The following is a 21,137-nucleotide window of genomic DNA, read 5'->3' as shown; positions in this document are numbered from 1 at the left end:
GGCAGACTTGCAAACATGTCGGACACAGCACAACGACTGCTGCGGCTGCTCTCCTTGTTGCAGACGCCGCGGGACTGGAGCGGACCGGAGCTGGCCGAGCGTCTCGGCGTCACCGCGCGTACCGTACGCAACGATGTGGAACGCCTGCGCGGTCTCGGCTATCCGGTGCAGGGAATCAGGGGCGTCACCGGCGGCTACCGGCTCGGGGCGGGTGCGGAGTTGCCGCCGCTGCTGCTTGATGACGATGAAGCGGTCGCCGTCGCGGTCGGGCTGCGGGTGGGGGCCACGCAGGGCGCGGTCACCGGCATCGAGGAGGCAGCGCTGCGTGCCCTGACCAAACTGGAACAGATGCTGCCGTCACGGCTTCGCCGTCGTGTCAACGGCTTGCGCGCCTACCTCGTCCCGCTTCCGCACGCGGGCCCCGGCGTGGACGCCGATACGCTCACCGCGATCGCGGCGGCCTCGCGCGACCACGAGCGGCTCCGGTTCGACTACGCCGGCCATGACGGGTCGGCCAGCCGCCGTGAGGTCGAGCCGCACCGGCTCGCGCACAGCCGAGGCCGCTGGTACCTGGTCGGATGGGACGTCGCGAGGTCCGACTGGCGCACGTTCCGGGTGGACCGGCTGCGGTTGCGGACACCGAACGGCCCGCGGTTCACCCCACGCGAGGACCCCGGCGGTGACCTCGTCGGCCATGTCGCGGCCGGCCTCGCCACCGCGACCTGGCAGTGCCGGGCGCGGGTGACGGTCCGCGCACCGGCCCAGCACGTACGCGACCGGCTGCCGTCCGGCACTCGGGTGGAACCCTTGGGCGATGACGCCTGCGCGGCCGAGGTCGGCTCGGACACGCCGCAGATGCTGGCCTGCTATCTCGGCATGCTCGATGCCGACTTCGAGGTCACCGAGCCGCCCGAACTCGTCGCGGAGATTCGCGCGCTGGCCGACCGCTACCGGCAGGCGGTACCGGAGGGAACACCTTGAAGTACCTTGCCGCGGAGCGTGCCGGGCATCGAGCCGCCCGACCAACCCGATGACCTAAGCGAACATCGAGCGACAGGAAGCCATGGCGGCGTTCCGGCCCGCGGTCCGACTCAGGCGGTTTACAGGCCCAGGTCGCTGAGGCCGGGATGGTCGTCCGGGCGGCGGCCCAGGGGCCAGTGGTATTTGCGGTCGGTTTCGGCGATCGGGAGGTCGTTGATGGAGGCGTGGCGGTGGACCATGAGGCCGTCGGCGTTGAACTCCCAGTTCTCGTTGCCGTAGGAGCGGTACCACTGGCCGGAGTCGTCGTGGCATTCGTACGCGAAGCGGACGGCGATGCGGTTGCCGGTGAAGGCCCACAGCTCCTTGATGAGGCGGTAGTCCAGTTCCCTGGTCCACTTGCGGGTCAGGAAGGCGATGATCTCCTCGCGGCCGGTGACGAACTCGGCGCGGTTCCGCCATCGGCTGTCGACGGAGTAGCCGAGCGCAACCTTGCCGGGGTCCCGGGTGTTCCAGGCGTCCTCGGCCAGGCGGACCTTCTCGATGGCGGTGTCCCGGGTGAACGGCGGCCGTACCGACGAGGTCATGGTTTCCTCCGACAAGGACCGGCAGAGACGGACAGCGACAAGACGTGCAGGGTGCGGCGGGAGCCGCTGACGCCCTTGTTCCGCAACATCGGTCCGCTCACCCTCAAGGCCAGGTCAAAGCGTCCTGGCCCGGCAGGCGCGCCCTAAGCTCTTTTCGTGATCGCTGAACTGGAATGCGTCGTGCTGGACTGCCCGGATCCGGCGGAACTCGCCAGGTTCTACCACTCGCTGCTCGGCGGGACCGTCGACAAGCGGGATCGGCGGTGGTCGCTCGGCGACGACTGGGCGACGCTGCACACGCCGTCCGGTCTCGTGTTGGCGTTCCAGCGCGTGGACGACTACCAGGCTCCGCAGTGGCCGGACCCGCTCCGGCCCCAGCAGTTCCATCTCGACTTCAGCGTGCCTGACCTGGACCGCGCCCAGGAGCAGGTGCTGTCCTGGGGAGCGCAAGTGCTCGACCAGGGTTCGGCGCGGCGAGGCTGGCGCGTCTACGCCGACCCGGCGGGCCATCCCTTCTGCCTGGTACGCCACTCGCGTTAGCGAACAAAAGTTCACGGATGGGTGGTCAGGTAGCCCCCCATGGTCTTGAAGTAGTCGGTGGCCGCGTACTCGGAGCCGTCGTCCGTCCTGACCCGCTTCACCAGAAGACCCCGCTTCCTCCCGCTCCGCGCGTCGGCGCCCGCGACGATGACCACGCCGTCGCCTTCGCGGATGAAGATGCGTCCGGGCGTGCCGCCGTACCGGGCTTCGGACACGGTCGCGGAGATGATGCGCACGCGTTCGCCGCGGAAGTACGTGTACGCGTTCGGGTAGGGGTCGGATTGTGCCCGGATGAGGCGTTCCAGGTCTTCGGCGGGCCAGGACCAGTCGATGCGGCTGTCCTCGATCGCCCGCTTGTGGAAGAAGCTCGCGGCGCTGCGGTCCTGCGGGGTCCACACCGCCGTACCCGAGTCGATGAGTTCGAGCGCCTCGTGGACGACGGGCGCGATCAGGTCGACGGTGCGGAAGAACAGGTCGGTGACGGTGTCGCCGGGCCCGACCGGGACCGCGCGCTGCACCAGGATGTCGCCCGCGTCGAGTTCGGCGTTCATCCGGTGCGCGGTCAGGCCGACCTCCTTCTCGCCGTTGATGAGCGCCCAGATCAGCGGCGAGAATCCCGCGTACGCGGGCAGCAGCGAGTCGTGCACGTTGAGCGTGCCGTGCACGGGCAGTTCGAAGATCTCCGGCGGTAACCACGTGCGCCAGTTGTTGGCGACGATGAGGTCCGGCGCGAGGTCGCGGATCACGTCCTCCAGGTCGGTCGGCCGGTTCCGCAGCAGCGCGGGCACACCGTTCTCCGCCGCCAGATCGGCCACGGAATCGTCCCAGATCTTCTCGTACGCGTGTTCGCTGCGCGGATGGGTGACCGCCAGGACCACCTCGTGGCGGGAGTCCAGCAGAGCCTGCAGCGTGCGGTGTCCCCAGGTCTGATAGCCGAACATGACTACCCGCATGTGTGGTTTCCTCTCCATCGCGACCTTGTTGCAAGGTAAGGCTAACCTTATTTACCATACGAGCGATGAAGGAGGCGATGTCGCGGTGACCACGCTGCGCACCGGGCCGGAAGCTGTTTACGACGTGCTGGGGATCGGCTTCGGGCCGTCCAATCTGGCGTTGGCCATCGCGATCGAGGAGCACAACAACACATCCGGAGACGTGATCACCGCGGGGTTCCTGGAAAGGCAGCCGCGGTTCGGCTGGCACCGGGGGATGCTGCTCGACGACGCGACCATGCAGGTCTCGTTTCCGAAGGACCTGGTCACCATGCGGAACCCGGCCAGCGACTTCAGCTTCCTGTGCTACCTGCAGGAACGTGGGCGGTTGGTGGACTTCTTGAACCAGAAGACGCTGTTTCCGTTACGGGCCGAATTCCATGACTACTTCGAGTGGGCTGCCGCTCGGATGCGGCATCTGGTGGAGTATTCGGCGGAGGTGCTCCGGGTCGATCCGGTACGGGGCGCGGGTGGTGAGATCCGCTGGTTCGACGTCACCAGCCGGGATCCCGGCGATCCGGGGCGTACGGTGGTGCGGCGGGCGAGGAACATCTGCGTCGCGGTCGGGATGGAGCCGCATCTGCCGCCGGGGACCGTACTGTCGGAGCGGGTCTGCCACACGAGTGAGCTGATTCCGCGGGTGGCGGAGTTGGCCGCGAGTGGTGCGCCGGTGCGGCGGGTGCTGGTTCTGGGTGCGGGGCAGAGCGCGGCCGAGGCGGTCGACTATCTGCATCGCATGTTCGCGGACGCCGAGGTCTGTGCGGTCTTCGCCAAGTACGGCTATACGCCCGCCGACGACAGTCCGTTCGCCAACCGGATCTTCGACCCGGCGGCGGTAGATGTGTACTACACCTCGCCGCCCGAGGTGAAGCAGTCGCTGTTCGAGTACCACCGCAGCACCAACTACTCGGTGGTCGACTCCGAACTGATCGAATCCTTGTACGCGACGATGTATCGCGAGCAGGTTCACGGCAGGAAGCGGCTGCACATGCTGAACGTGTCCCGTATCAGGGACGTGCACGAAGCCGACGGCCGGCTCGCGGTGACCGTCGAGTATCTGCCGACCGGTGAGCATGAGGTCCTCGACGCCGATCTTCTGGTGCATGCGACCGGGTATCGGCCGCAGGACATCGCGACCCTGCTCGGGGAGACCGCCAAGCTCTGCCTGCGCGACGACGAGGACGCGATCCGCGTGGACCGTGACCACCGGGTCCAGGTCTCCTCGCAGGTCACCGCCGGTATCTACCTCCAGGGGGGCACCGAGCACTCCCACGGCATCACCTCCACCCTGCTCTCCACCACCGCCATCCGCGCCGGCGAAATCCGCGACTCCCTCCTCGCCCAGCGCACCCTCACCCCCTGACAAATCCGGCCAATCCCCACGAAGCGCCTGTTCAACTCGGATCAGGCGCCAGGTGACGTCACCCAGGCGCCGTGTTTCTCGCCGCTATCCGGCGCCGTTTACGCAGGTGACACTCCTCGCCGCACCGGCACCAAGAGGAGCCGCCGCCCATCGCGTCCGGAGCCTTTAGGGAGGGTTCAGGCTGCCACGGCCTGTGCGCCCCTCCCGGTTGGCCTGTTCGGCTTCGGTGTCGCTCCGCAGTGGATGTCCGCCGAGGCCCGCCGGGGGCGAGCTCCTGGCGATCGGGGAACTGGCGTGGTTTCTTGCGGTAAGCGTTGTCGCCGTCGGGCAAACCGGTGCTGTATCTGGCAGTGGATGCCATCCCACCATGTCGCAGTCCGTCGTCCTCGCGCGATGCCTGCCCTCCACATTGCCCCTGTCTCGGTTCGCAAGATAGACAAATGATTGACGCAAGAAACATCACACAATCTGCAAATTAGTCATCGCATGAACCGAGCATGTGTCGAAAGTTGCACAGATTGCCGGTAAATGACACTTGGGAGCACGAAAAGTGCGTCTTCTACCCCCTTTGCTGCGAGCCTTGACACATCCGATCTCTGGTGGAACTCTCGCAATTGTGTTGCAGGAATATGAAAATAGATTCGAGTAACTCGAATGCGGAGCGGACGGAAGTCGTCGAGTGTTGACAAGGCTTTCGAAATAGTTGCTGCCGTGTCCGAGGCGGGGCGGAGCGGGATCACGCTCGGCGCTCTGGCCGCCCGGGCCGGCGTGGCGGTGAGCACGGCCCACCGGTACGTCACCTCGCTGCTGGAACTACGCGTCCTGGACCGCGACGCCGCAGGCTGTTACCGCCTCGGCGTCGCCCTGATCATGCTGGCCGGGCAGTACCTCGACGAGGACGGGTTGCGCGCGGCCGCGCAGCCGTACCTGGCGGAGCTGGTTGAACTCAGCGGCGAGACGGTGCACCTGGGCATTCCGGTGGGCCACCAGATCGTGTACATCGACAAGGTCGAGAGCGCCAAGTCGGTGCGCCTGGTGTCCCGCATCGGCAACCGTGCCCCGCTGCACTGTACGGCGATGGGCAAGGCGGTGCTGGCCCTGCTCGACGCCCCCGCCATCGAGAAGGTCCTGGCCGGGCAGCTCGATCGCCGGACCCCGCGGACGCTGACCGGCGGCGACCTGCTGGCCGAGCTGGAGCTGGTCCGCCGCCAGGGCTTCGCCATCGACGACGAGGAGAACGAGGAGGGCGTGCGCTGCGTCGGCCTGCCCATCCGCAACTCGGCGGGGCAGCCGGTCGGCGCCTTCAGCGTGTCGGCCCCGGCGGGCCGGTTCAGCATCGAGGACTGCCACCGCCTGGCCCCCCGCGCCCTCGCCATGGCGGCCGATATCAGCCACCGCCTCGGCTACGCCCCCACCGCCAAGAACGGCACCCGGCCATGACCGGCAACCAGACCGCCAACGGCTGCGGCCCCGTCAACGGCCGGATCCAGGAAGACGACCGGATCCCGGAGGACAACCGGACTCCGGAAGACAACCGGATCCCGGAAGACGACCGGACTCCGGAAGACGACCGGATCCCGGAAGACGACCGGATCCCGGAAGACGACCGGATCCCGGAAGACGACCGGATCCCGGAAGACGACCGGACTCCGGAAGACGGCCGGGCCCCGGAAGACGGCCGAGCCATGAGCCGGCCCGCAAGCGGGTCCGCGAGTCAGACCACACGTCACCCCGCAGGTCAGCCCATAGCCGCAGGTCGCCCCCCGGGCCGGGCCACGGGCAAGCCCATGGGTCAGCCCTCCGGCAGGCCCGCAGACGACACACACCAAGACGTGAACAGCAATTCGAGGAGTGAGCGCATGTCCATCGTCGTCCGTAACCCCGGCACCGGAGAGCATCTCGGCGAGGTGCCGGATCTGGATGCGCGGGATGTGGCCGAGGTGGTCGAGGCGGCGCAGGAGGGGCAGCGCGCGATGGCGGCCCTGCCCGCGCACCGCCGCGCCGAACTGCTGCTCGCCGTCGCCGGCCTGATCGAGGCCGAGCAGGAGGACCTGGCCAAGCTGCTCGCGGCCGAGAACGGCAAGCCGATCGTCCAGACCAGGGGTGAGGTGGCGGCCGCGATCCGGATCTTCCGGGGGTACGCGGGCGAGGCCACCCGGCTGTTCGGCCGCCAGATCCCGCTGGACGCCGTACCGGGCCTGGAGCGGCATCTGGCGGTGACCACGCGGGAGCCGCTCGGGGTGGTGGCGGCGCTGGTGCCGTTCAACTACCCGGTCGAGCTGTACGCGCACAAGGCCGCCGCCGCCCTGGCCGCCGGGAACGCGGTCATCGTGCAGCCGCCCGCCAAATGCCCGCTCGCCCTGACCCGCGTGGCCGAACTGATCGCGGCAGCGGGGTTACCAAAACACGCGCACCAGCTGGTCACCGGCGGGGTCGCGGTCTCGCAGGCCCTGGCCACCCTGCCGGGCGTGGCCGCGGTCAGCCTCACCGGCAGCACCGCCGCGGGCCGGGCCATCGCCACCCTGGCGGCGGGCTCGCTGCGCAAGGTCTTCCTGGAGCTCGGCGGCAACGACGCCCTCATCGTCTGCGACGACGCCGATCCGGAGGAGGCCGCCAAGGCGGTGGTGCTCGGCCGCCTGGCGCGCGGCAACGGCCAGATCTGCTGCGCGGTCAAGCGCGTGTACGCCCAGGACGGCATCCACGACGCGTTCCTGGCCTCCCTGCTGGCCCAGACGGCCAAGCTCGTGGTCGGCGACCAGCTCCAGGAGTCCACCGACGTCGGACCTCTGATCACCGAGGACGCCGCGGAGCGGGTGTCGGCGGCGGTGGAGCGCCTGGTGGAGGACGGGGCCGGCCTCGTCGCGGGCGGCGCCAGGCGCGGCGCGTTCGTGGACCCGGTGGTGCTCACCGAAGTCCCCGCGACCAGCCCGGCGTTCGCCGAGGAGATCTTCGGCCCGGTCGCCCCGGTGGCCCGCTTCACCGACCCCATGGACGCCGTGCGCATGGCCAACGAGTCCCCGTACGGCCTGCACGCCGCCGTCTTCACCCGTGACGTCTCCCGCGCCTTCACCCTGGCCAGGCACCTGGACGTCGGCGGCGTGGTGATCAACGGCTCGACGGCCCTGCGCGCCGAGAACCTGCCGTTCGGCGGCACCAAGGACACCGGCGGCTACCGCGAGGGCCTGCACGAGACGGTCCTCGACTTCACCCGGCAGAAGTCGATCATCGTCATGGAGGCGTTCGGATGAGCCTCGAACTCCGGGGCGTACGGCAGAGCTACGGCGACGTGGAGGTCCTGCACGGCGTGGACCTCACCGGGCGGCCGGGCGAGGTGCTGGCCGTGGTGGGCGCGAACGGCGCGGGGAAGTCGACCTTGATCCGCGTGCTGGCGGGCGCGCAGCGCATGACCTCGGGCGAGTTGCGCATCGACGGCGAGCGGGTGGACCTGCGCTCCCCGCACGACGCGCACGCCCGCGGCATCCGCACCGTCTACCAGGAGCTGTCCATCGTCGGCGGCCTGTCGGTGACCGAGAACCTGCTGATGGGGGCGTTCCCCCGGCGGCGCGGCGGCCTGATCGACTGGCCGGAGGCGCACCGCAGGGCGCAGGAGCTGCTGGACAGCGCGGGCTTCGGCGCGATCGACCCGCGCGTGCTGGCCGGCCGCCTCTCGGTGGCCCGCCAGCAGATGGTGGAGATCGCCAAAGCGCTGGCCGGCGAGGTCCGGGTGCTGGTGCTGGACGAACCGTCGGCGGTGCTGGCGGGCAGCGACCTGGACGCCCTGTTCGCGCTGATCCGGCGGCTGCGGGAGCGCGGCGTGCTGGTCGTCTACGTCTCCCACCGTCTGGCCGAGGTGATGGAGCTGGCCGACTCGATCGTGGTCATCAAGGACGGCCTGATCATCGCCGCCACCGAGCCGGCCAGGACCAGCGAGACCGAGCTGATCGGCCTGATGGCGGGCCGCCGCCTGGAGCAGATCTACCCCGCCCGGCGCGAGACGACGGCGGAGACGAGACTCGCGGTCTCCCGGCTGAGCAGGAAGGGCGAGTTCGAGGACGTCTCGTTCGAGCTGAGGGCCGGGGAGATCGTCGGGCTGTTCGGCCTGGTCGGCTCCGGCCGCAGTGAGCTGGCCCGGTGCGTGTTCGGCGCGGAGCCCGCGACGGGCGGCAGCGGCGCGTACCGCTCCCCCGCCGAGGCGATCGCCGCCGGGCTGGCCCTGGTCACCGAGGACCGCAAACGCTCGGGGCTGGTCCTGGGCATGACCGTGCTGGACAACATCGCGCTCGCCACGATGCGCGCGAACCGGCGCGGGCCCCTGATCGACACGGCCGGGCGGAAGCGCCGGGTGGGCGAGATGATCGACCGCCTCGGCATCCAGCCGGGCGGGTGCGCGACCATGCCGGTGGCGGCGCTCAGCGGCGGCAACCAGCAGAAGGCCGTACTGGCGAAGTGGCTGCTGGCCGGGCCGCGCGTGCTGATCCTGGACGAGCCCACCCGCGGCGTCGACATGGCGACGCGGGTCGACATCTACCGCATGGTCGACGACCTGGCCCGGCGGGGGCTCGCCGTGCTGCTCATCTCCTCCGACCTCACCGAGGTTCTCGGCGCGACCGACCGGGTGCTCGTGATGCGCGAGGGCCGCCTGGCCGGCGACCTGCGCTCGGAGGCCACCACCGAGGACGAGGTCCTCGCGTACGCGATCGGACAGGCCGCATGACCGGGCACATCGCCAGAATCCGAATGACCCGGGACGTCACCGTCACGGCGGCGTTCGTGTCGCTGATCGTCCTGCTGGTGGCGGTGGCGGCGCTCACCTCGGACACCTTCCTCACCCAGACCAACCTCACCAACCTGCTCAAGCAGATGGTCACCACGGGGCTGCTCGCGTTCGGCATGCTGGTGGTCATCCTCACCGGCGGCATCGACCTGTCGGTCGGCTCGGTGGTGGCCTTCTCCGGCATCCTCACCGCGGGCCTGGTCTCCGGGCTGCCGATCCCGGTGGCGATGGCCGTCGGCGTGCTCTCCGGCGTCGGCTTCGGCCTGATCAACGGCGTGCTGGTGGCCCGGTTCGGGCTGGCCGCGTTCGTGGTCACGCTGGCGTCGCTGACCACCATCCGCGGCCTCGCGTTCGTCTACTCCGAGGTGCCGATCGCGCCGGAGGACCCGGCGTTCTTCACCCTCGGCTCGGCGATGGCGGGGCCGATCCCGGTCAGCACGCTCATCATGCTGGCCGTCTTCGTGGTCGGCGGGGTGTTCCTCACCCGCACCCCGGCCGGGCGTTCCATCGTGGCGATCGGCGGCAACGCCGAGACGGTCCGGCTGGCGGGCATCAACGTGCCGCGGCATGTGACGCTCGCGTACACGATCAGCGGCGCCTGCGCCGGACTGGCCGGGGTCATCCTGGCCAGCCGGGTCGGCATCGCGCAGCCGAGCGTCGGCGTGGCCTTCGAGCTGGACGCCATCGCCGCGTGCGTCATCGGCGGCGCCAGCCTGGCCGGCGGGCGCGGGTCCGCCCGCGCCACGTTCGGCGGCGTCCTGGTGCTGGTCCTGATCAACAACCTCCTCAACCTGTACGGCGTGCAGAGCTTCTGGCAGCAAGTGCTCAAGGGGTTGATCATCATCGCCGTCATCCTCGTCCAGCGCACCAACCGGGTGCGCGGCTGACCCCTGGGAGAAAGTCACCATGATCACGAGAAGACTGAGCGGCCTGCTGCTGGCGGGCGCGCTCGCCCTGGTCGTCACCGGCTGCTCGTCCGAAGCCGATCCCGCCGCTCCGGCGGCCTCGGCGTCCGGCGGCGGGCAATACACCATCGGCGTGGCCAACTTCATGCTCGGCGGGCCGTACTTCAGCGGCATGGACAAGGCCATCGCGGCGCAGGCCAAGAAGAAGGGCAACGTCGAGATCATCAGCACGGACGCGAACGGGGACGCGGCCAAGCTGGCCTCCAACGTGGAGGACCTGCTGAGCAAGAACGTGGACGCGATCATCATCTCCGGCGGCCCGCTGGAGTCGGCGCCCGCGGTGCTCAACTCCATCAAGGCGGCCGGCAAGCCGGTCGTGCTGGTGGACCGCAAGTTCCAGACCGGTGAGTACACCAGCTGGATCGGCCCGGACAACGAGGCCATCGGCCGGCAGAACGGCGAGTTCCTGGCCGAGAAGCTGGCGGACGGCGGCAAGGTCGGCATCATCAAGGGCGGCCCGGCCGACAACACCATCGGCTCCGCCCGTACCAACGGGGTCAAGTCGGTGCTGTCCACCAAGCCGAACATCACGCTCGTGGAGGCCCCGGACTTCGGCAACTGGGGTTCGGACGGCGGGCTCACCGTGATGGAGAGCCTGCTGGCCACCAACGGCGACCTGAAGGCGGTGTTCTGCGAGAACGACGCGATGTGCCTGGGCGCGCAGCGGGCGATCGCGGACGCCGGCAAGACCGACCAGATCATCATCGCGGGCGTGGACGGCCAGGCCGAGGCCCTGAAGGCGATCATGGACGGCACCAACTACCTGGTCACCGGCCTGAACGACGCCGACATCATCGGCGCGCTCGGCCTGGACCGGGCGGTGGAGATCCTGGGCGGCGCCCAGGTCGAGAAGGACACGGTCGTTCCGTCCCCCCGAGTCACCAAGGAGAACGCAGCTCAGTTCATGAACCCTGACGGCAGCTTCTAGCCCCCCGCGGCCCGGTGGCGGACGGCGACGCCACCTGGCCCCCCTTCCTGAGAAGGATCCGATGAAGACAACGCTCATGCGCCGGGCGGCCATCGCCGCGGCCGCCTCCTGCCTCCTCCTCGCCGGAACCGTCGCCATCAGCCCGGCGGCCAGCGCCGACGATCCGGTCCGCCCCGGCTGGACCCTCCTCTACAACGAGACGTTCACCTCGCCGCTGAACCCGGGCAACGCGCCCTGGGTGCGGGACACCTACGCCCAGCCGTTCGACACGATCATGGACGATCCCGGGCAGTGGTACCGCAACGACTACGGCCCCGCCTGGACGACGGCGCTCAACTCCTTCCACACCTACCGCAAGGAGTTCCCGGTCGGGCAGAACGGCTGGCTGACCGCGTCGCTGTCGGCCCGCGACTGGAACAGGGACGGCGCGCTGGAGAGCCCGCCGACGCTCACCACGCAGGCCCTGGGCGCGGAGAGCGTCGCGGTGATGAACGTGCCCGACCACACGGGCGGCGTGATCCTGCGCCCCACCAACCGGCTGCCCGACCGCTACCGCGTCGAGTACAAGCTGAAGACGCTCGACTTCGGCGGCAAGCGGAACGGCTCGATCACGTACAACAACCGGACCAACGGGTACGGCAACACGGGCTGCAAGACGCAGCATCCGTGGGGTGAGGGGTCGCGTTCGCCGGGGTGGAGCGGGAACGCGTCGGTGCCGTACTGCGAGTGGCAGGACGTGCGGTCCGGCGTGTACGGCTACAACGGCTTCCACTTCATGGCGATCGTGGACTTCGCCAACCCGGCCCCCCGCAACAACCACTTCTGGCACTACCGCCGCAAGGTGCTGATGGACTCCTTCTCCCAGCACCCGGACCGGGTGGGTTCCGGCACCGGCGGCCGGATCTGCAACGCCGCCGGCAACACCTACTACAACTACCGGGACAGCAACTTCAACACGGTCAACATGTGGATCAGCGGCCTGCCGAACTGGACGCCCGGTCCCGGCGGGCTGGCCGGGAACTCGCAGTGGTTCATGACGCCGTGCTCCGGCGGCGTGGCCGAGCAGCAGCTGTCCTCGGCGGCCGAACTGCAGCCCGAGCTGATGCCGAACCAGTTCTACACCTTCGCCATCGAGCGGGACGCGACCGGCTACGTGCTGGAGGTGACCGGCAACTTCGCCAGGTCGGGCCAGCGCACGATCCGCATGCACCGGCCGTTCATCGTCGGCAACGCGCCGATCTGGCACTACAACACCGCGCCCGGCGAGTACGACGGCCGCTACAACGCCAGCCTGGTCCAGAACGAGCCCAACGGCAGCACCACCTGGCCCAACCAGTGGCCGGCCGGCTCGTCCTACCCGGACTACTTCGTGATCGGCGACCTCTACACCAACGTGTACGAGGGCAGCGCCAGCCTCACCGACCTCCGCCTGTACGTCCCGCAGACGGGCGCCCCGAACCTCGCCCTCAACAAGCCGGCCACCGCCGACAGCCAGTGCGCCGCCAACGAGGGCCCCGCCAAGGCGGTCAACGGCACCTTCAACGGCGGCCTGGCCGACAAGTGGTGCTCGCTCGGGGCGTCCAAGTGGCTCCGGGTGGACCTGCAGTCCGCGGCCACGGTCGGCAGGGTGGTGCTGCGCCACTCGGGCGCGGGCGGGGAGAAGACGTCCTGGAACACCAAGGACTTCGACCTGCAGATCAGCACCAACGGCACCACCTGGACGAACGTCGCGACCGTACGGAACAACACGGCCAGCACGACGACGCACACGTTCACCCCGGCGTCCGCCCGATATATCCGCCTGAACGTGATCACTCCGACGAGTGACTCCGATACCGCGGCCCGCGTCTTCGAGCTGGAGGCGTACGCGAGTTAACCGGCCACACGGGCAACGAGGTGAGGTCCGGCGGGTGTCGCCAGCTCGGCGCGCATCCGCCGGACCATCGTGCCGCCGGGCGCGCCGCACAGGTCGCGGACCGTGCGGCGGCCGTCGACATCGGCCAGGAGCTGCGGAAACGCGGTCGCAGCCGGCTCGCTGACGGGCCGTTCCCCGTCCATCGGGCGGTAGCCGCCCGACTCCTCCAGCAGCCAGACCCGCTCGGTGGCGCGCACCCGGGTCGGCACGGCGTCGAGGAAGGCCTCGTCCCGCTCGTCCTCGCCCGCCAGCGGCAGCGGGTTGTCGCGCCGGCGCAGGTAGAACCAGAGCAGCGGCGACCGGTCGAAGAGCAGCAGGTTGCCCACCTGCCAGCGGACCAGGTCGGGCAGCGCGCGCAGCCTGCCCCCCAGCCGCTCGTCCCGGACCGGCAGCTCCCAGGAATACGCGCCGCTCGCCTTGGCCAGCTCGCTCACGCAGGGCGCCTCCAGCACGAGCCCGGCGGCGGCGCACAGGTCGTGCAGGCCGCCCACGGTGAAGGTGCGCTCGCAGGGGTTGAGCCAGGTGTCGGCGAAGGCGATCTCCGGTTCGTGGAGTTCCGCGCGCAGCCGGGCGGTCAGCTGGTTGTCGCTGTCGATGGAGCCGGCCAGGCGCCGGGCGGACCAGACGTCCTGGCCGTGGCCGATCAGCCGGAGCGCCTCCTGGAAGGCGGTGATCTCCCGCCGGTGGAAGGTGTTGTAGACCATCAGCTCCAGCAGGCCCTCCGGCCGCAGCGCGGCGGCCAGCCGGGCCAGCAGCGCTCCCGGGTCCGGGTTGTGGTGGATCACGCCGGTGCAGACGATGTAGTCGAACTCCTCCCGGTACGGCGAGCCCTCGATGCCCTCCTCCCGCAGCTCCAGGTTGCCCGCCCCGACCTGCTCGGCGGCCGCGGCGCACATGCGCAGGGACTCCTCCGACACGTCGCTGCCCACCACGTGGGCGGCGGGGAAGCGCAGCGCGGTCATGAGCGCCTGGTTGACCCCGCAGCCGGGCACCCAGATCCGGCAGTCCGGCGGCAGGCGGCGGTGGCCGTAGTCGCCCACCTCCTGGGAGACCAGGGCGGGGTACAGGGCGGGGTCGCCGCAGCGGGCCAGCCGGGCCACATGCCACGGGTAGGGGAACTCGGAGTAGAAGTCGCCGATCATCCGCTCGTGGTGGGTGGTCATACCGCCTCCTCCTCCGCCAGCTCGCGGATCGCCTGGGCCAGCGAGGTCACCGCCGGGGGCCGCATCATGCCCAGATGGTCGCCCTCCACCCGCAGGTGGCGGATGCCTCCGGTCAGGTCCCGCCACGGCGCGATCCGGTCGCCGCCGCCCTCCTGGGTGAGCAGCGCCACCTCGCCGTCGTACGGGGCGGGTTCGTACGCGCCGAGCAGGCCGAGCTGGCGCTCCCAGACGGCGAGCGCGTCCTGCGGGAACAGCTGGTGGTCGCGGCAGGTGGCCGGGTCCACGCCCATCGCGGCGAACAGGTCCGAGCGCACCACGGACTGGAACCGCGCCTCGCGCTCCGCCTCGCCGGCCAGGGCCAGCCTGGACCTGATCTGCCGGAGCTCACGCACGTGGCCACGCCACCGCGAGCCGCCGTCCGGCTCGCTGGGGTCGATCAGCACCAGCCGCGCCACCTGGCCGCCCTCCTCGCGCAGGCGGCGGGCGAGTTCGAAGGCGATGATGCCGCCGGCCGACCAGCCGGCCACGATGACCGGCCCGTCGATCGCCGCCATGATCTGCGCGGCGTAGCCGGCGGCCTGCTCCTCCAGGCTCGGTTCCGGCCGCGCGCCGGCGACCAGGGACGGCAGGGTGATCCCGTAGAGCGGGCTGGTGCCGCGCAGTTCGCCGAGCAGGTGGCGGTAGCAGAACAGGGTTCCGCCCAGCGGGTGCACGAAGACGATCGGCGTGCCGCTGCCGCCTTCCTCCAGCCTGGCCAGGCAGGAGGCGCGGCCGGGGGCGCGGGAGATCGCCGCGGCCACGCCCGCGATGGTCGGCCGCCGCAGGAAGCTCTCGAAGGAGACGGCTTCGCCCAGCCGGCGCCGCAGGCGCTCGCTGACGCTGAGCACGAGCAGGGAGTTGCCGCCGAGGGCGAAGAAGTTGTCGTCGCGGCCCAGCCGGTCGGCGGGCACGCCGAGCACCTCCGACCAGGCCTCGGCGACGGCGCTTTCCACGTCACTCGCATAGGCGGCGCCGCTAGTGCCGCCGGAGCCCCAGGCGGGCGCGGGGAGCGCGGCCCTGTCGACCTTGCCGTTGTCGTTGAGCGGGAGGGCGGGCAGTTCGACGAAGGCGGCGGGCACCAGATAGGCGGGCAGCGTCGCGGCCAGGCGCTCGCGCAGCGCCGCCGTGTCCGCGCCGGGGCCCGCCGGGACCACGTACGCGATCAGCGCGTCCTGGCCGGACGGGGCGGGGGCCACCGTCACCAGGGCCTGCCGTACGGAGGGGTGGGCGATCAGGGCGGATTCGATCTCGCCGGGTTCGATCCGGTAGCCCTGGAGTTTCACCTGCTGGTCGGCGCGGCCGAGGAACTCCAGCTCGCCCGTGGGCAGCCAGCGGCCGAGGTCGCCGGTGCGGTAGAGGCGGGAGCCGGGCGGGCCGAAGGGGTCGGGCACGAAGGCGGCGGCCGTGGTCGCCGGGCGGCCCGCGTAGCCGCGGGCCACGCAGGCCCCGCCGATGTACAGCTCGCCGGGCACGCCGACCGGCATGGGGGCGCCGCCGGGGCCGAGCACGTACATGCTGGTGCCGGGGATCGGCCGGCCGATCGGCGGGGCCCCGCGCTCGTCGCCGACCTCGTGCACGCAGTTGGCCACGGACGCCTCGGTCGGGCCGTACTCGTTGAGGATCGGGGTGGCGGGGTCGAGTTCGCGCCATTCGCGCAGCACGCTGAGGGGGAAGGTGTCGGCGCCCACGACGAGCAGCTCGGCCAGCCCGCGCGCCGCCGGGGCCGGCAGGCTGCGGCTGAGCAGCTGCAGGTGGCCGGGCGTGAGCTTCACGAAACTGTACGGCGCGGCGGAGGCCAGCACCTCGCCCAGCCGGTCGTGGCCGACCTCCTCGGGCACGATGTGCACGGTCTGGCCGATCAGCAGCGGGGTGAACAGGTTGGGCACCACCATGTCGAAGGCCACCGAGGAGAACAGCGGCGCGCCGCCCTCGCCGGTGGCGGCGTAGCGCCGTACGCACCAGTCGAGGAAGTTGGCCAGCCCTCGGTGCTCCACCAGCACGCCCTTGGGGGTGCCGGTGGAGCCGGAGGTGTAGATCACGTAGCAGAGATCCTCGGGGCTGACCGGGCACGGCGGGGCCTCGGCTTCCGGTGCCAGACCGTCCACCAGGACGGGGGGCGGGCCCAGCTCGCCGGCCAGGGAGAGCAGGCCGGGTTCGGTGACCACGGCGAGCGCGCGGCTGTCGTCGGCCAGGAAGCGCAGGCGCGCGGCCGGGAAGGCGGGGTCGAGGGGAACGTACGCGCCGCCGGCCTTCCAGACGGCGAGGAAGGCGACGAGCAGGTCCGGCGTGCGGGGCAGCAGCACGGCGACCCTGCGGCCGGGGCCGACCCCGAGCGCGCGCAGCCGGCCGGCCAGCCGGTCGGCCCTGGCGCCGAGCTCGGCGTAGGTGAGGCCGGGCGCGCCGGACCGCAGCATGCGCACCGCGATCGCGCCGGGCGTGCGCGCGGCCTGGCGTTCGAACAGCTCGTGCACGCACAGCCCGGCCGGCTCGGCTTCGAGGCCGAGCGGGAGCCGGGCGGTCACCTCGGTGTGATCGTGGGCGGGCATCATGGCCAGGGCGGCCAGCGGCCTGCCTGGGTCGGCCGTCACCTCACGCAGCAGGGCGGTGTAGCAGGCGGCCACGGTGGCGGCCAGGCGGGTGTCGCACGCCCCGGCGCGGTAGGTGAGCGTGCCGTCCAGGCGCGCGCCGCGCGGTTTGAGCGCCATCATCAGGTCGGTCTTGGCGGTGTGGTGACCGACGGCCAGGTGCTCGGCGGCCAGGCCCGGCAGCCGGAGCGGCGCGGCCTCCTCGTGGTCGACTTCGAAGAAGGTGTTGAACAGCGGGTTGCGTCCGCTGACCGCCGTCCCGGCGCGCATCTCGCCGAGCACGTCCTCGAAGGGCACGTGCAGGTGCTCGAACGCCTGGAGGACCGCCTCCCGCACCCCCGCGACCACGTCCAGGAAGGACCGGTCGCCGCCCATCCGGTGCCGTACGACCACGGTGTTGAACATGGGGCCGAGCGCCTGGGCCGCCTCCTCCGACTCGCAGGTGGCCATGGTGGTCCCGACCGCCACGTCCCCGGTACGGCACAGCCGCCCGAGCAGGGCGTGGAAGGCGGCCATGAGCACCACGTACCGGGTGGCGCCCGAGTCGCGGGCCAGCCGGTCCACCCCGGCGAGCAGTTCCGGCCCGATCGCGAAGTGCTCGACGCCGTCGGCTCCCGGCCGGTCGTGGCCGAGCGGCGGCGGCAGGTCGAGCGGCCGGACGCCGCGCAGGCGTTCCCGCCAGTAGCCGGTCTCGGCCGAGGTGACGACATGGTCCCAGTAGCAGGGCGGAGGCGGGAGACAGGCGGGGGGTCCGCCGGTGCGGGCGGCGTACTCCCGGGCCCACTCGGTCAGGAGGAGCGCCACCGATCTTCCGTCGGCGACCGCGTGGTGCAGGGTGAGCCCGGCCACGTGCTCGCGCGGGCCGAGCCGTACCAGCTGCAGACGGAGGAGCGGGCCGCGGCCGAGGTCGAAGGGCACGGCGGCGGCCCGGTCCAGGACGGCGCGGGCCTCGTCGAGGCCGGCCGCGGTGGCGCTCTCCACCGGGATCGGGCAGTCCTGGTCGGTCACGGCCGCCAGTTCCCGCCCTTCGGCGCGGACGAAGCGGGTGCGCAGGATCTCGTGCCTGGCGACGACCGCGCCGAGGGCGTCGCGCAGCGCCGCCGTGTCCAGGTCGCCGCGCAGCAGGGTCGCCGTGGCGATGGTGAACGCGGTGCCGCCCCCGTCCAGGCTGGACACCAGCCACATGCCGCGCTGGACGGCGGAGGCGGGCCTCACGGGTTCGCTCCCTTCACCAGGGCGCAGCCGAGCAGCGTGTTGGCCCCGTTCACCAGGTCGCCGGGCTCGGTCCACTCGCGCGGGGAGTGGCTGACGCCGCCCCGGCTCGGAATGAAGATCATGCCGGTGGGGGCGAGCCCGGCGATCCACTGCGCGTCGTGGCCCGCGCCGCTGGGCAGGGTGACGCGCGGCAGGCCGAGGCCGTCGGCGACGTCCTCGATGACGCGCTGCTGCGCCGGGTCGCAGGGGGTCGGCGGCACGTGCTGGAGCGGGGTCACCTCGATCCGGGTCCCGGTGGTGCGGGCGATCTCGGCGCAGTCGCCGATCAGCCGCCGCAGGCCGCGCTCGACGGCCGCGGCCGACAGGTCCCGCAGGTCCACGGTGAGCGTGGCCTCGCCGGGGACGACGTTCCACGCGCCGGGCGCCACCGCGCAGTCCCCGGTGGTGGCGACCCGTACCGGGCCGTGGCAGCCGGCCAGTCGCCGTACGGCCAGCACCACCTGGGCGGCGGCCACGAGGGCGTCCCTGCGGGCGTGCATGGGGGTGGTTCCGCCGTGGTCGGCCCGGCCGCGCACGGTCACCTCGACGGTGAGCCGCCCGGAGATGCCCTCCACCACGCCGATCCGCGGTCCCCCGGCGTCCAGGACCGGGCCTTGTTCGATGTGCAGCTCGAAGTACGAGTCGACCGAGCCGGGCGTCCACCGGGCGCGTTCCACGTGGGCGCTGTCGCCGCCGGCCGCGTCGAGCAGTTCCGCGAGCCGGGCCCCGGACGGCAACGCCAGGTCGAGTTCCGCCGGATCGAGGCGGCCCGCGACGGCCCGGGAGCCGAACATGGCGGGCGCGCCGGGGATGCCCTCCTCGTTGCTGAAGGCGACGACCCGGAGCGGCCGGTCGAGGAGCCGGTCGTGGTCGCGCAGCGTCCTGGCCACCTCGACGGCCGCGATCACGCCGCAGGCGCCGTCGTACGCGCCGCCGTCAGGCACGGTGTCGAGGTGGGAGCCCAGGACCAGGGCGGGCAGGCGGGGGTCGCGCGCGGGGGCGGTGCCGATGAGGTTGGCCGCCTCGTCCACGGTGACGCTCAGGCCGGCGCGGCGCATGAACCCGGCGACGAGTTCCCTGGCGCGCAGGTCGGCGGAGCTGAAGGCGGGCCGGGAGACGCCGCCGGCCTCGGTGGCGCCCACCGCGCGCAGCCGCTCGAAGCCGTCCAGCAGCCGGGTGGCGTCCACGGTCAGGGGGCGGGTCCTGGAGATCGTCATGGCCGGGCCGCCGGGGGGACGGGGTGGCGCCAGCCGTGCGTGTCGGGGATCAGGCCATGGTGGCAGTCCACGAGGGCCTGCCTGATCCGGCGCGTGACCGGGCCGGGGGTGCCGTCGCCGACGGTCCAGTCGCCGGTCTCGTCGCGTACGCGGCCCACCGAGGTGACGACGGCGGCGGTGCCGCAGGCGAAGGTCTCGGTGATCAGCCCGGACTCGCAGCCGGCCCGCCACCGGTCAACCGAGACGCGCTCCTCCGCGGTGCGGTAGCCGAGGTCGCGGGCCAGCGCCAGGGTGGTGTCGCGGGTGATGCCGGGCAGGAAGCTGCCGGTCAGCTCGGGGGTGACGAGCACCGCGCCGGGGCCGGAGCCGCGCACGAAGAACAGGTTGGCGCTGCCCATCTCCTCCACCCAGCGGCGTTCCGCGGCGTCGAGCCAGACCACCTGGTGGCAGTCGGCCTGCCGGGCCCGCTCCTGCGCCAGCAGGGTGGGCGCGTAGTTGCCGGCCACCTTGACGTCTCCGGTGCCGCCGGGGAAGGCCCGGGGGAAGTCGCGGCACACCCATGCCGACAGGCTCTCCACGTCCTGGCCGAAGTAGCTGCCGATGACGAAGGAGATCACCGCGAAGGTGAACTCCCTGGCCGGGCGGGGCACCAGGTTGGCCTCGGAGGCGAACATGAACGGCCGCAGATAGAAGCTGTGGCCGGGGTCGTCCGACAGCCACGCCTGGTCGGCGGCGGCGAGCGTCTCGACGGCCGTGACGAAGTCGTCCTCGGGCAGGACCGGCATCGACATGCGGCGGGCCGAACGCTGAAGCCGCCGCGCGTGGTCGCGGGGCCTGAAGACGGCCAGGCCGCCGTCCGGCTGCCGGTGCGCCTTGAGCCCTTCGATGATGGACTGCCCGTAGTGGAGGGCGGCCGTCGCGGGCGACAGCGCCAGCTCCTGGTGGCGGCGCAGCTCGGGGGCGCTCCAGCCGGAGCCGTGCCGCCAGCGCATCACGACCATGTGCTCGGTGAAGTCGCCGATCTGGGCTCCGGCGAGCGCCTCGCCCTGCCGGACGGCGACGGTGTCTGTTGTCATGTCCGCTCCCTGGATGGCCGTCAGATGGGGGAAATGAAGAGGAAGGAGTCGCGCCGGGTGAACCGTCCCGCCTCGGACAGCTCGAAGATCTCCGCGAAGCGGTGGCCCAGCGGCCTGCCGTCGTCGGTGGCTCCGGTGAAGCTGCCGTCGACCGCGGCCCGCGTGCCGCTGACGATGATCCGGTCGAGGGTGTGGGCGCCCGCGGCGATGTGGCGGTCCACGGCGTAGAAGCGGCGGATCGTCTCCCGGCCCACCAGCGCGTCGTGGCCGGGCCGGTGGTAGACGGCGTCCGGTTCGAACAGGGCGGCCATCCCGGCGTGGTCGTCCTTGTCGATCAGCTCGTACAGCCGGCGCAGCGTGGTCTCGGGGGTCATCGCGACGCTCCCGTCCGTACGGGCAGCACGGCCGTGGCGCGGCCGACCGCGGACAGGACCGCCTGGAGGGACGCCGCGAGCGCGCTGGTGTCGATGCCGACGCCCCACCGCACCCGCTCGCCGATCCTGCACTCCACGTAGGCCGCGGCGCGGGCGTCGGAGCCGGCGCTCATCGCGTGCTCGGCGTAGTCCAGCACGCTGACCTCGATCCCGATCGTGGCCAGCGCGTCGATGAAGGCGGAGACCGGCCCGTTGCCGGATCCTTCGAGGCGGGTGACGCGGTCGCCCAGCCGGATGTCGGCCGCGACGAAGTCCGGGATGGCGCCACCGCCGGAGACCGCCCGGATGGCGACCAGCCCCACGCCCTCGTTCCTGCCCAGGTACTCC

At 71.6% G+C, this 21,137-nt stretch carries 17 protein-coding genes; 9 read left to right on the top strand and 8 right to left on the bottom strand.

Translation table 11 applies throughout. The features are described 5' to 3' along the window. Positions 1 to 15: 15 nt before the first annotated feature. The gene (locus Aph01nite_RS29600; RefSeq protein ID WP_204044312.1) at positions 16 to 981 is read left to right on the top strand and encodes a helix-turn-helix transcriptional regulator; all 966 of its coding nucleotides are present in this window, start codon (positions 16 to 18) and stop codon (positions 979 to 981) included. Positions 982 to 1,100: 119 nt separating this feature from the next. On the opposite strand, the gene Aph01nite_RS29595 is transcribed toward Aph01nite_RS29600, so the two are convergent. Next, positions 1,101 to 1,565: a nuclear transport factor 2 family protein gene (locus Aph01nite_RS29595; RefSeq protein ID WP_204044311.1), complete on the bottom strand. Its 465-nt coding sequence runs from the start codon at positions 1,563 to 1,565 to the stop codon at positions 1,101 to 1,103. 156 nt (positions 1,566 to 1,721) lie between these two features. Here Aph01nite_RS29595 and Aph01nite_RS29590 point away from each other — a divergent pair, with 156 nt between their 5' ends. Then, positions 1,722 to 2,105, top strand: coding sequence for a VOC family protein (locus Aph01nite_RS29590; RefSeq protein WP_204044310.1), 384 nt, complete (start codon positions 1,722 to 1,724; stop codon positions 2,103 to 2,105). Between the two features lie 11 nt (positions 2,106 to 2,116). Here Aph01nite_RS29590 and Aph01nite_RS29585 read toward each other — a convergent pair whose 3' ends face one another. Continuing rightward, positions 2,117 to 3,058 (bottom strand): methionyl-tRNA formyltransferase, encoded by a 942-nt coding sequence (locus Aph01nite_RS29585; RefSeq protein ID WP_204044309.1) that lies wholly within the window; start codon positions 3,056 to 3,058, stop codon positions 2,117 to 2,119. Positions 3,059 to 3,143: 85 nt separating this feature from the next. Between Aph01nite_RS29585 and Aph01nite_RS29580 the strand changes: the two genes are divergently transcribed. The 7 genes from Aph01nite_RS29580 (at position 3,144) to Aph01nite_RS29550 (ending at position 13,003) form a co-directional block, all read left to right on the top strand. Continuing rightward, positions 3,144 to 4,460, top strand: coding sequence for a lysine N(6)-hydroxylase/L-ornithine N(5)-oxygenase family protein (locus Aph01nite_RS29580; protein WP_239162080.1), 1,317 nt, complete (start codon positions 3,144 to 3,146; stop codon positions 4,458 to 4,460). A gap of 654 nt (positions 4,461 to 5,114) precedes the next feature. After that, complete coding sequence (locus Aph01nite_RS29575) at positions 5,115 to 5,900, top strand: IclR family transcriptional regulator (protein WP_275419309.1); 786 nt, start codon at positions 5,115 to 5,117, stop codon at positions 5,898 to 5,900. A 419-nt stretch (positions 5,901 to 6,319) separates the two neighbouring features. Further along, positions 6,320 to 7,708, top strand: coding sequence for an aldehyde dehydrogenase family protein (locus Aph01nite_RS29570; protein ID WP_204044307.1), 1,389 nt, complete (start codon positions 6,320 to 6,322; stop codon positions 7,706 to 7,708). Next, entirely contained in the window at positions 7,705 to 9,174 is a 1,470-nt protein-coding gene (locus Aph01nite_RS29565) for a sugar ABC transporter ATP-binding protein (protein WP_204044306.1), read from the top strand. The genes Aph01nite_RS29570 and Aph01nite_RS29565 overlap by 4 nt, the downstream gene beginning before the upstream one ends. After that, on the top strand, positions 9,171 to 10,121 hold the full coding sequence (locus tag Aph01nite_RS29560) for an ABC transporter permease (RefSeq protein ID WP_204044305.1): 951 nt from the start codon (positions 9,171 to 9,173) through the stop codon (positions 10,119 to 10,121). The genes Aph01nite_RS29565 and Aph01nite_RS29560 overlap by 4 nt, the downstream gene beginning before the upstream one ends. 19 nt (positions 10,122 to 10,140) lie before the next feature. Continuing rightward, positions 10,141 to 11,127, top strand: a complete 987-nt coding sequence (locus Aph01nite_RS29555; protein ID WP_204044304.1) for a substrate-binding domain-containing protein — start codon at positions 10,141 to 10,143, stop codon at positions 11,125 to 11,127. Between the two features lie 61 nt (positions 11,128 to 11,188). Next, complete coding sequence (locus tag Aph01nite_RS29550; protein WP_204044303.1) at positions 11,189 to 13,003, top strand: discoidin domain-containing protein; 1,815 nt, start codon at positions 11,189 to 11,191, stop codon at positions 13,001 to 13,003. On the opposite strand, the gene Aph01nite_RS29545 is transcribed toward Aph01nite_RS29550, so the two are convergent. The 6 genes from Aph01nite_RS29545 to Aph01nite_RS29520 all read right to left on the bottom strand — a co-directional run. Beyond that, positions 13,000 to 14,205: a class I SAM-dependent methyltransferase gene (locus tag Aph01nite_RS29545; protein WP_204044302.1), complete on the bottom strand. Its 1,206-nt coding sequence runs from the start codon at positions 14,203 to 14,205 to the stop codon at positions 13,000 to 13,002. The genes Aph01nite_RS29550 and Aph01nite_RS29545 overlap by 4 nt on opposite strands. Continuing rightward, entirely contained in the window at positions 14,202 to 18,044 is a 3,843-nt protein-coding gene (locus tag Aph01nite_RS29540) for a non-ribosomal peptide synthetase (protein WP_204044301.1), read from the bottom strand. The genes Aph01nite_RS29545 and Aph01nite_RS29540 overlap by 4 nt, the downstream gene beginning before the upstream one ends. Next, entirely contained in the window at positions 18,041 to 19,300 is a 1,260-nt protein-coding gene (locus tag Aph01nite_RS29535; protein WP_204044300.1) for a Zn-dependent hydrolase, read from the bottom strand. Before Aph01nite_RS29535 ends, Aph01nite_RS29540 begins: the two co-directional genes overlap by 4 nt. Next, positions 19,297 to 20,376, bottom strand: a complete 1,080-nt coding sequence (locus tag Aph01nite_RS29530) for a branched-chain amino acid aminotransferase (RefSeq protein ID WP_204044299.1) — start codon at positions 20,374 to 20,376, stop codon at positions 19,297 to 19,299. The genes Aph01nite_RS29535 and Aph01nite_RS29530 overlap by 4 nt, the downstream gene beginning before the upstream one ends. A 20-nt stretch (positions 20,377 to 20,396) precedes the next feature. Continuing rightward, entirely contained in the window at positions 20,397 to 20,750 is a 354-nt protein-coding gene (locus tag Aph01nite_RS29525) for a nuclear transport factor 2 family protein (protein ID WP_204044298.1), read from the bottom strand. After that, a partial coding sequence (locus Aph01nite_RS29520) for an alpha-isopropylmalate synthase regulatory domain-containing protein (protein ID WP_275419308.1) occupies positions 20,747 to 21,137 on the bottom strand: 391 nt, incomplete at its 5' end. The genes Aph01nite_RS29520 and Aph01nite_RS29525, both read right to left, overlap by 4 nt.

The sequence above is a fragment of the Acrocarpospora phusangensis genome (assembly GCF_016862995.1).
Taxonomy (GTDB): Bacteria; Actinomycetota; Actinomycetes; order Streptosporangiales; family Streptosporangiaceae; genus Acrocarpospora; species Acrocarpospora phusangensis.
The sequence above is the reverse complement of the archived record's forward strand: the minus strand, read 5'-3'. Positions and strand labels throughout refer to the sequence as shown.

Excerpts from the sequence above, each read along its gene's own strand:
- Aph01nite_RS29600 (WP_204044312.1), top strand. The coding sequence starts at position 16 with ATGTCGGACACAGCACAACGACTGCTGCGGCTGCTCTCCTTGTTGCAG.
- Aph01nite_RS29595 (WP_204044311.1), bottom strand. The coding sequence starts at position 1,565 with ATGACCTCGTCGGTACGGCCGCCGTTCACCCGGGACACCGCCATCGAG.
- Aph01nite_RS29585 (WP_204044309.1), bottom strand. The coding sequence starts at position 3,058 with ATGCGGGTAGTCATGTTCGGCTATCAGACCTGGGGACACCGCACGCTG.
- Aph01nite_RS29575 (WP_275419309.1), top strand. The coding sequence starts at position 5,115 with ATGCGGAGCGGACGGAAGTCGTCGAGTGTTGACAAGGCTTTCGAAATA.
- Aph01nite_RS29570 (WP_204044307.1), top strand. The coding sequence starts at position 6,320 with ATGTCCATCGTCGTCCGTAACCCCGGCACCGGAGAGCATCTCGGCGAG.
- Aph01nite_RS29565 (WP_204044306.1), top strand. The coding sequence starts at position 7,705 with ATGAGCCTCGAACTCCGGGGCGTACGGCAGAGCTACGGCGACGTGGAG.
- Aph01nite_RS29560 (WP_204044305.1), top strand. The coding sequence starts at position 9,171 with ATGACCGGGCACATCGCCAGAATCCGAATGACCCGGGACGTCACCGTC.
- Aph01nite_RS29555 (WP_204044304.1), top strand. The coding sequence starts at position 10,141 with ATGATCACGAGAAGACTGAGCGGCCTGCTGCTGGCGGGCGCGCTCGCC.
- Aph01nite_RS29550 (WP_204044303.1), top strand. The coding sequence starts at position 11,189 with ATGAAGACAACGCTCATGCGCCGGGCGGCCATCGCCGCGGCCGCCTCC.
- Aph01nite_RS29545 (WP_204044302.1), bottom strand. The coding sequence starts at position 14,205 with ATGACCACCCACCACGAGCGGATGATCGGCGACTTCTACTCCGAGTTC.
- Aph01nite_RS29535 (WP_204044300.1), bottom strand. The coding sequence starts at position 19,300 with ATGACGATCTCCAGGACCCGCCCCCTGACCGTGGACGCCACCCGGCTG.
- Aph01nite_RS29530 (WP_204044299.1), bottom strand. The coding sequence starts at position 20,376 with ATGACAACAGACACCGTCGCCGTCCGGCAGGGCGAGGCGCTCGCCGGA.
- Aph01nite_RS29525 (WP_204044298.1), bottom strand. The coding sequence starts at position 20,750 with ATGACCCCCGAGACCACGCTGCGCCGGCTGTACGAGCTGATCGACAAG.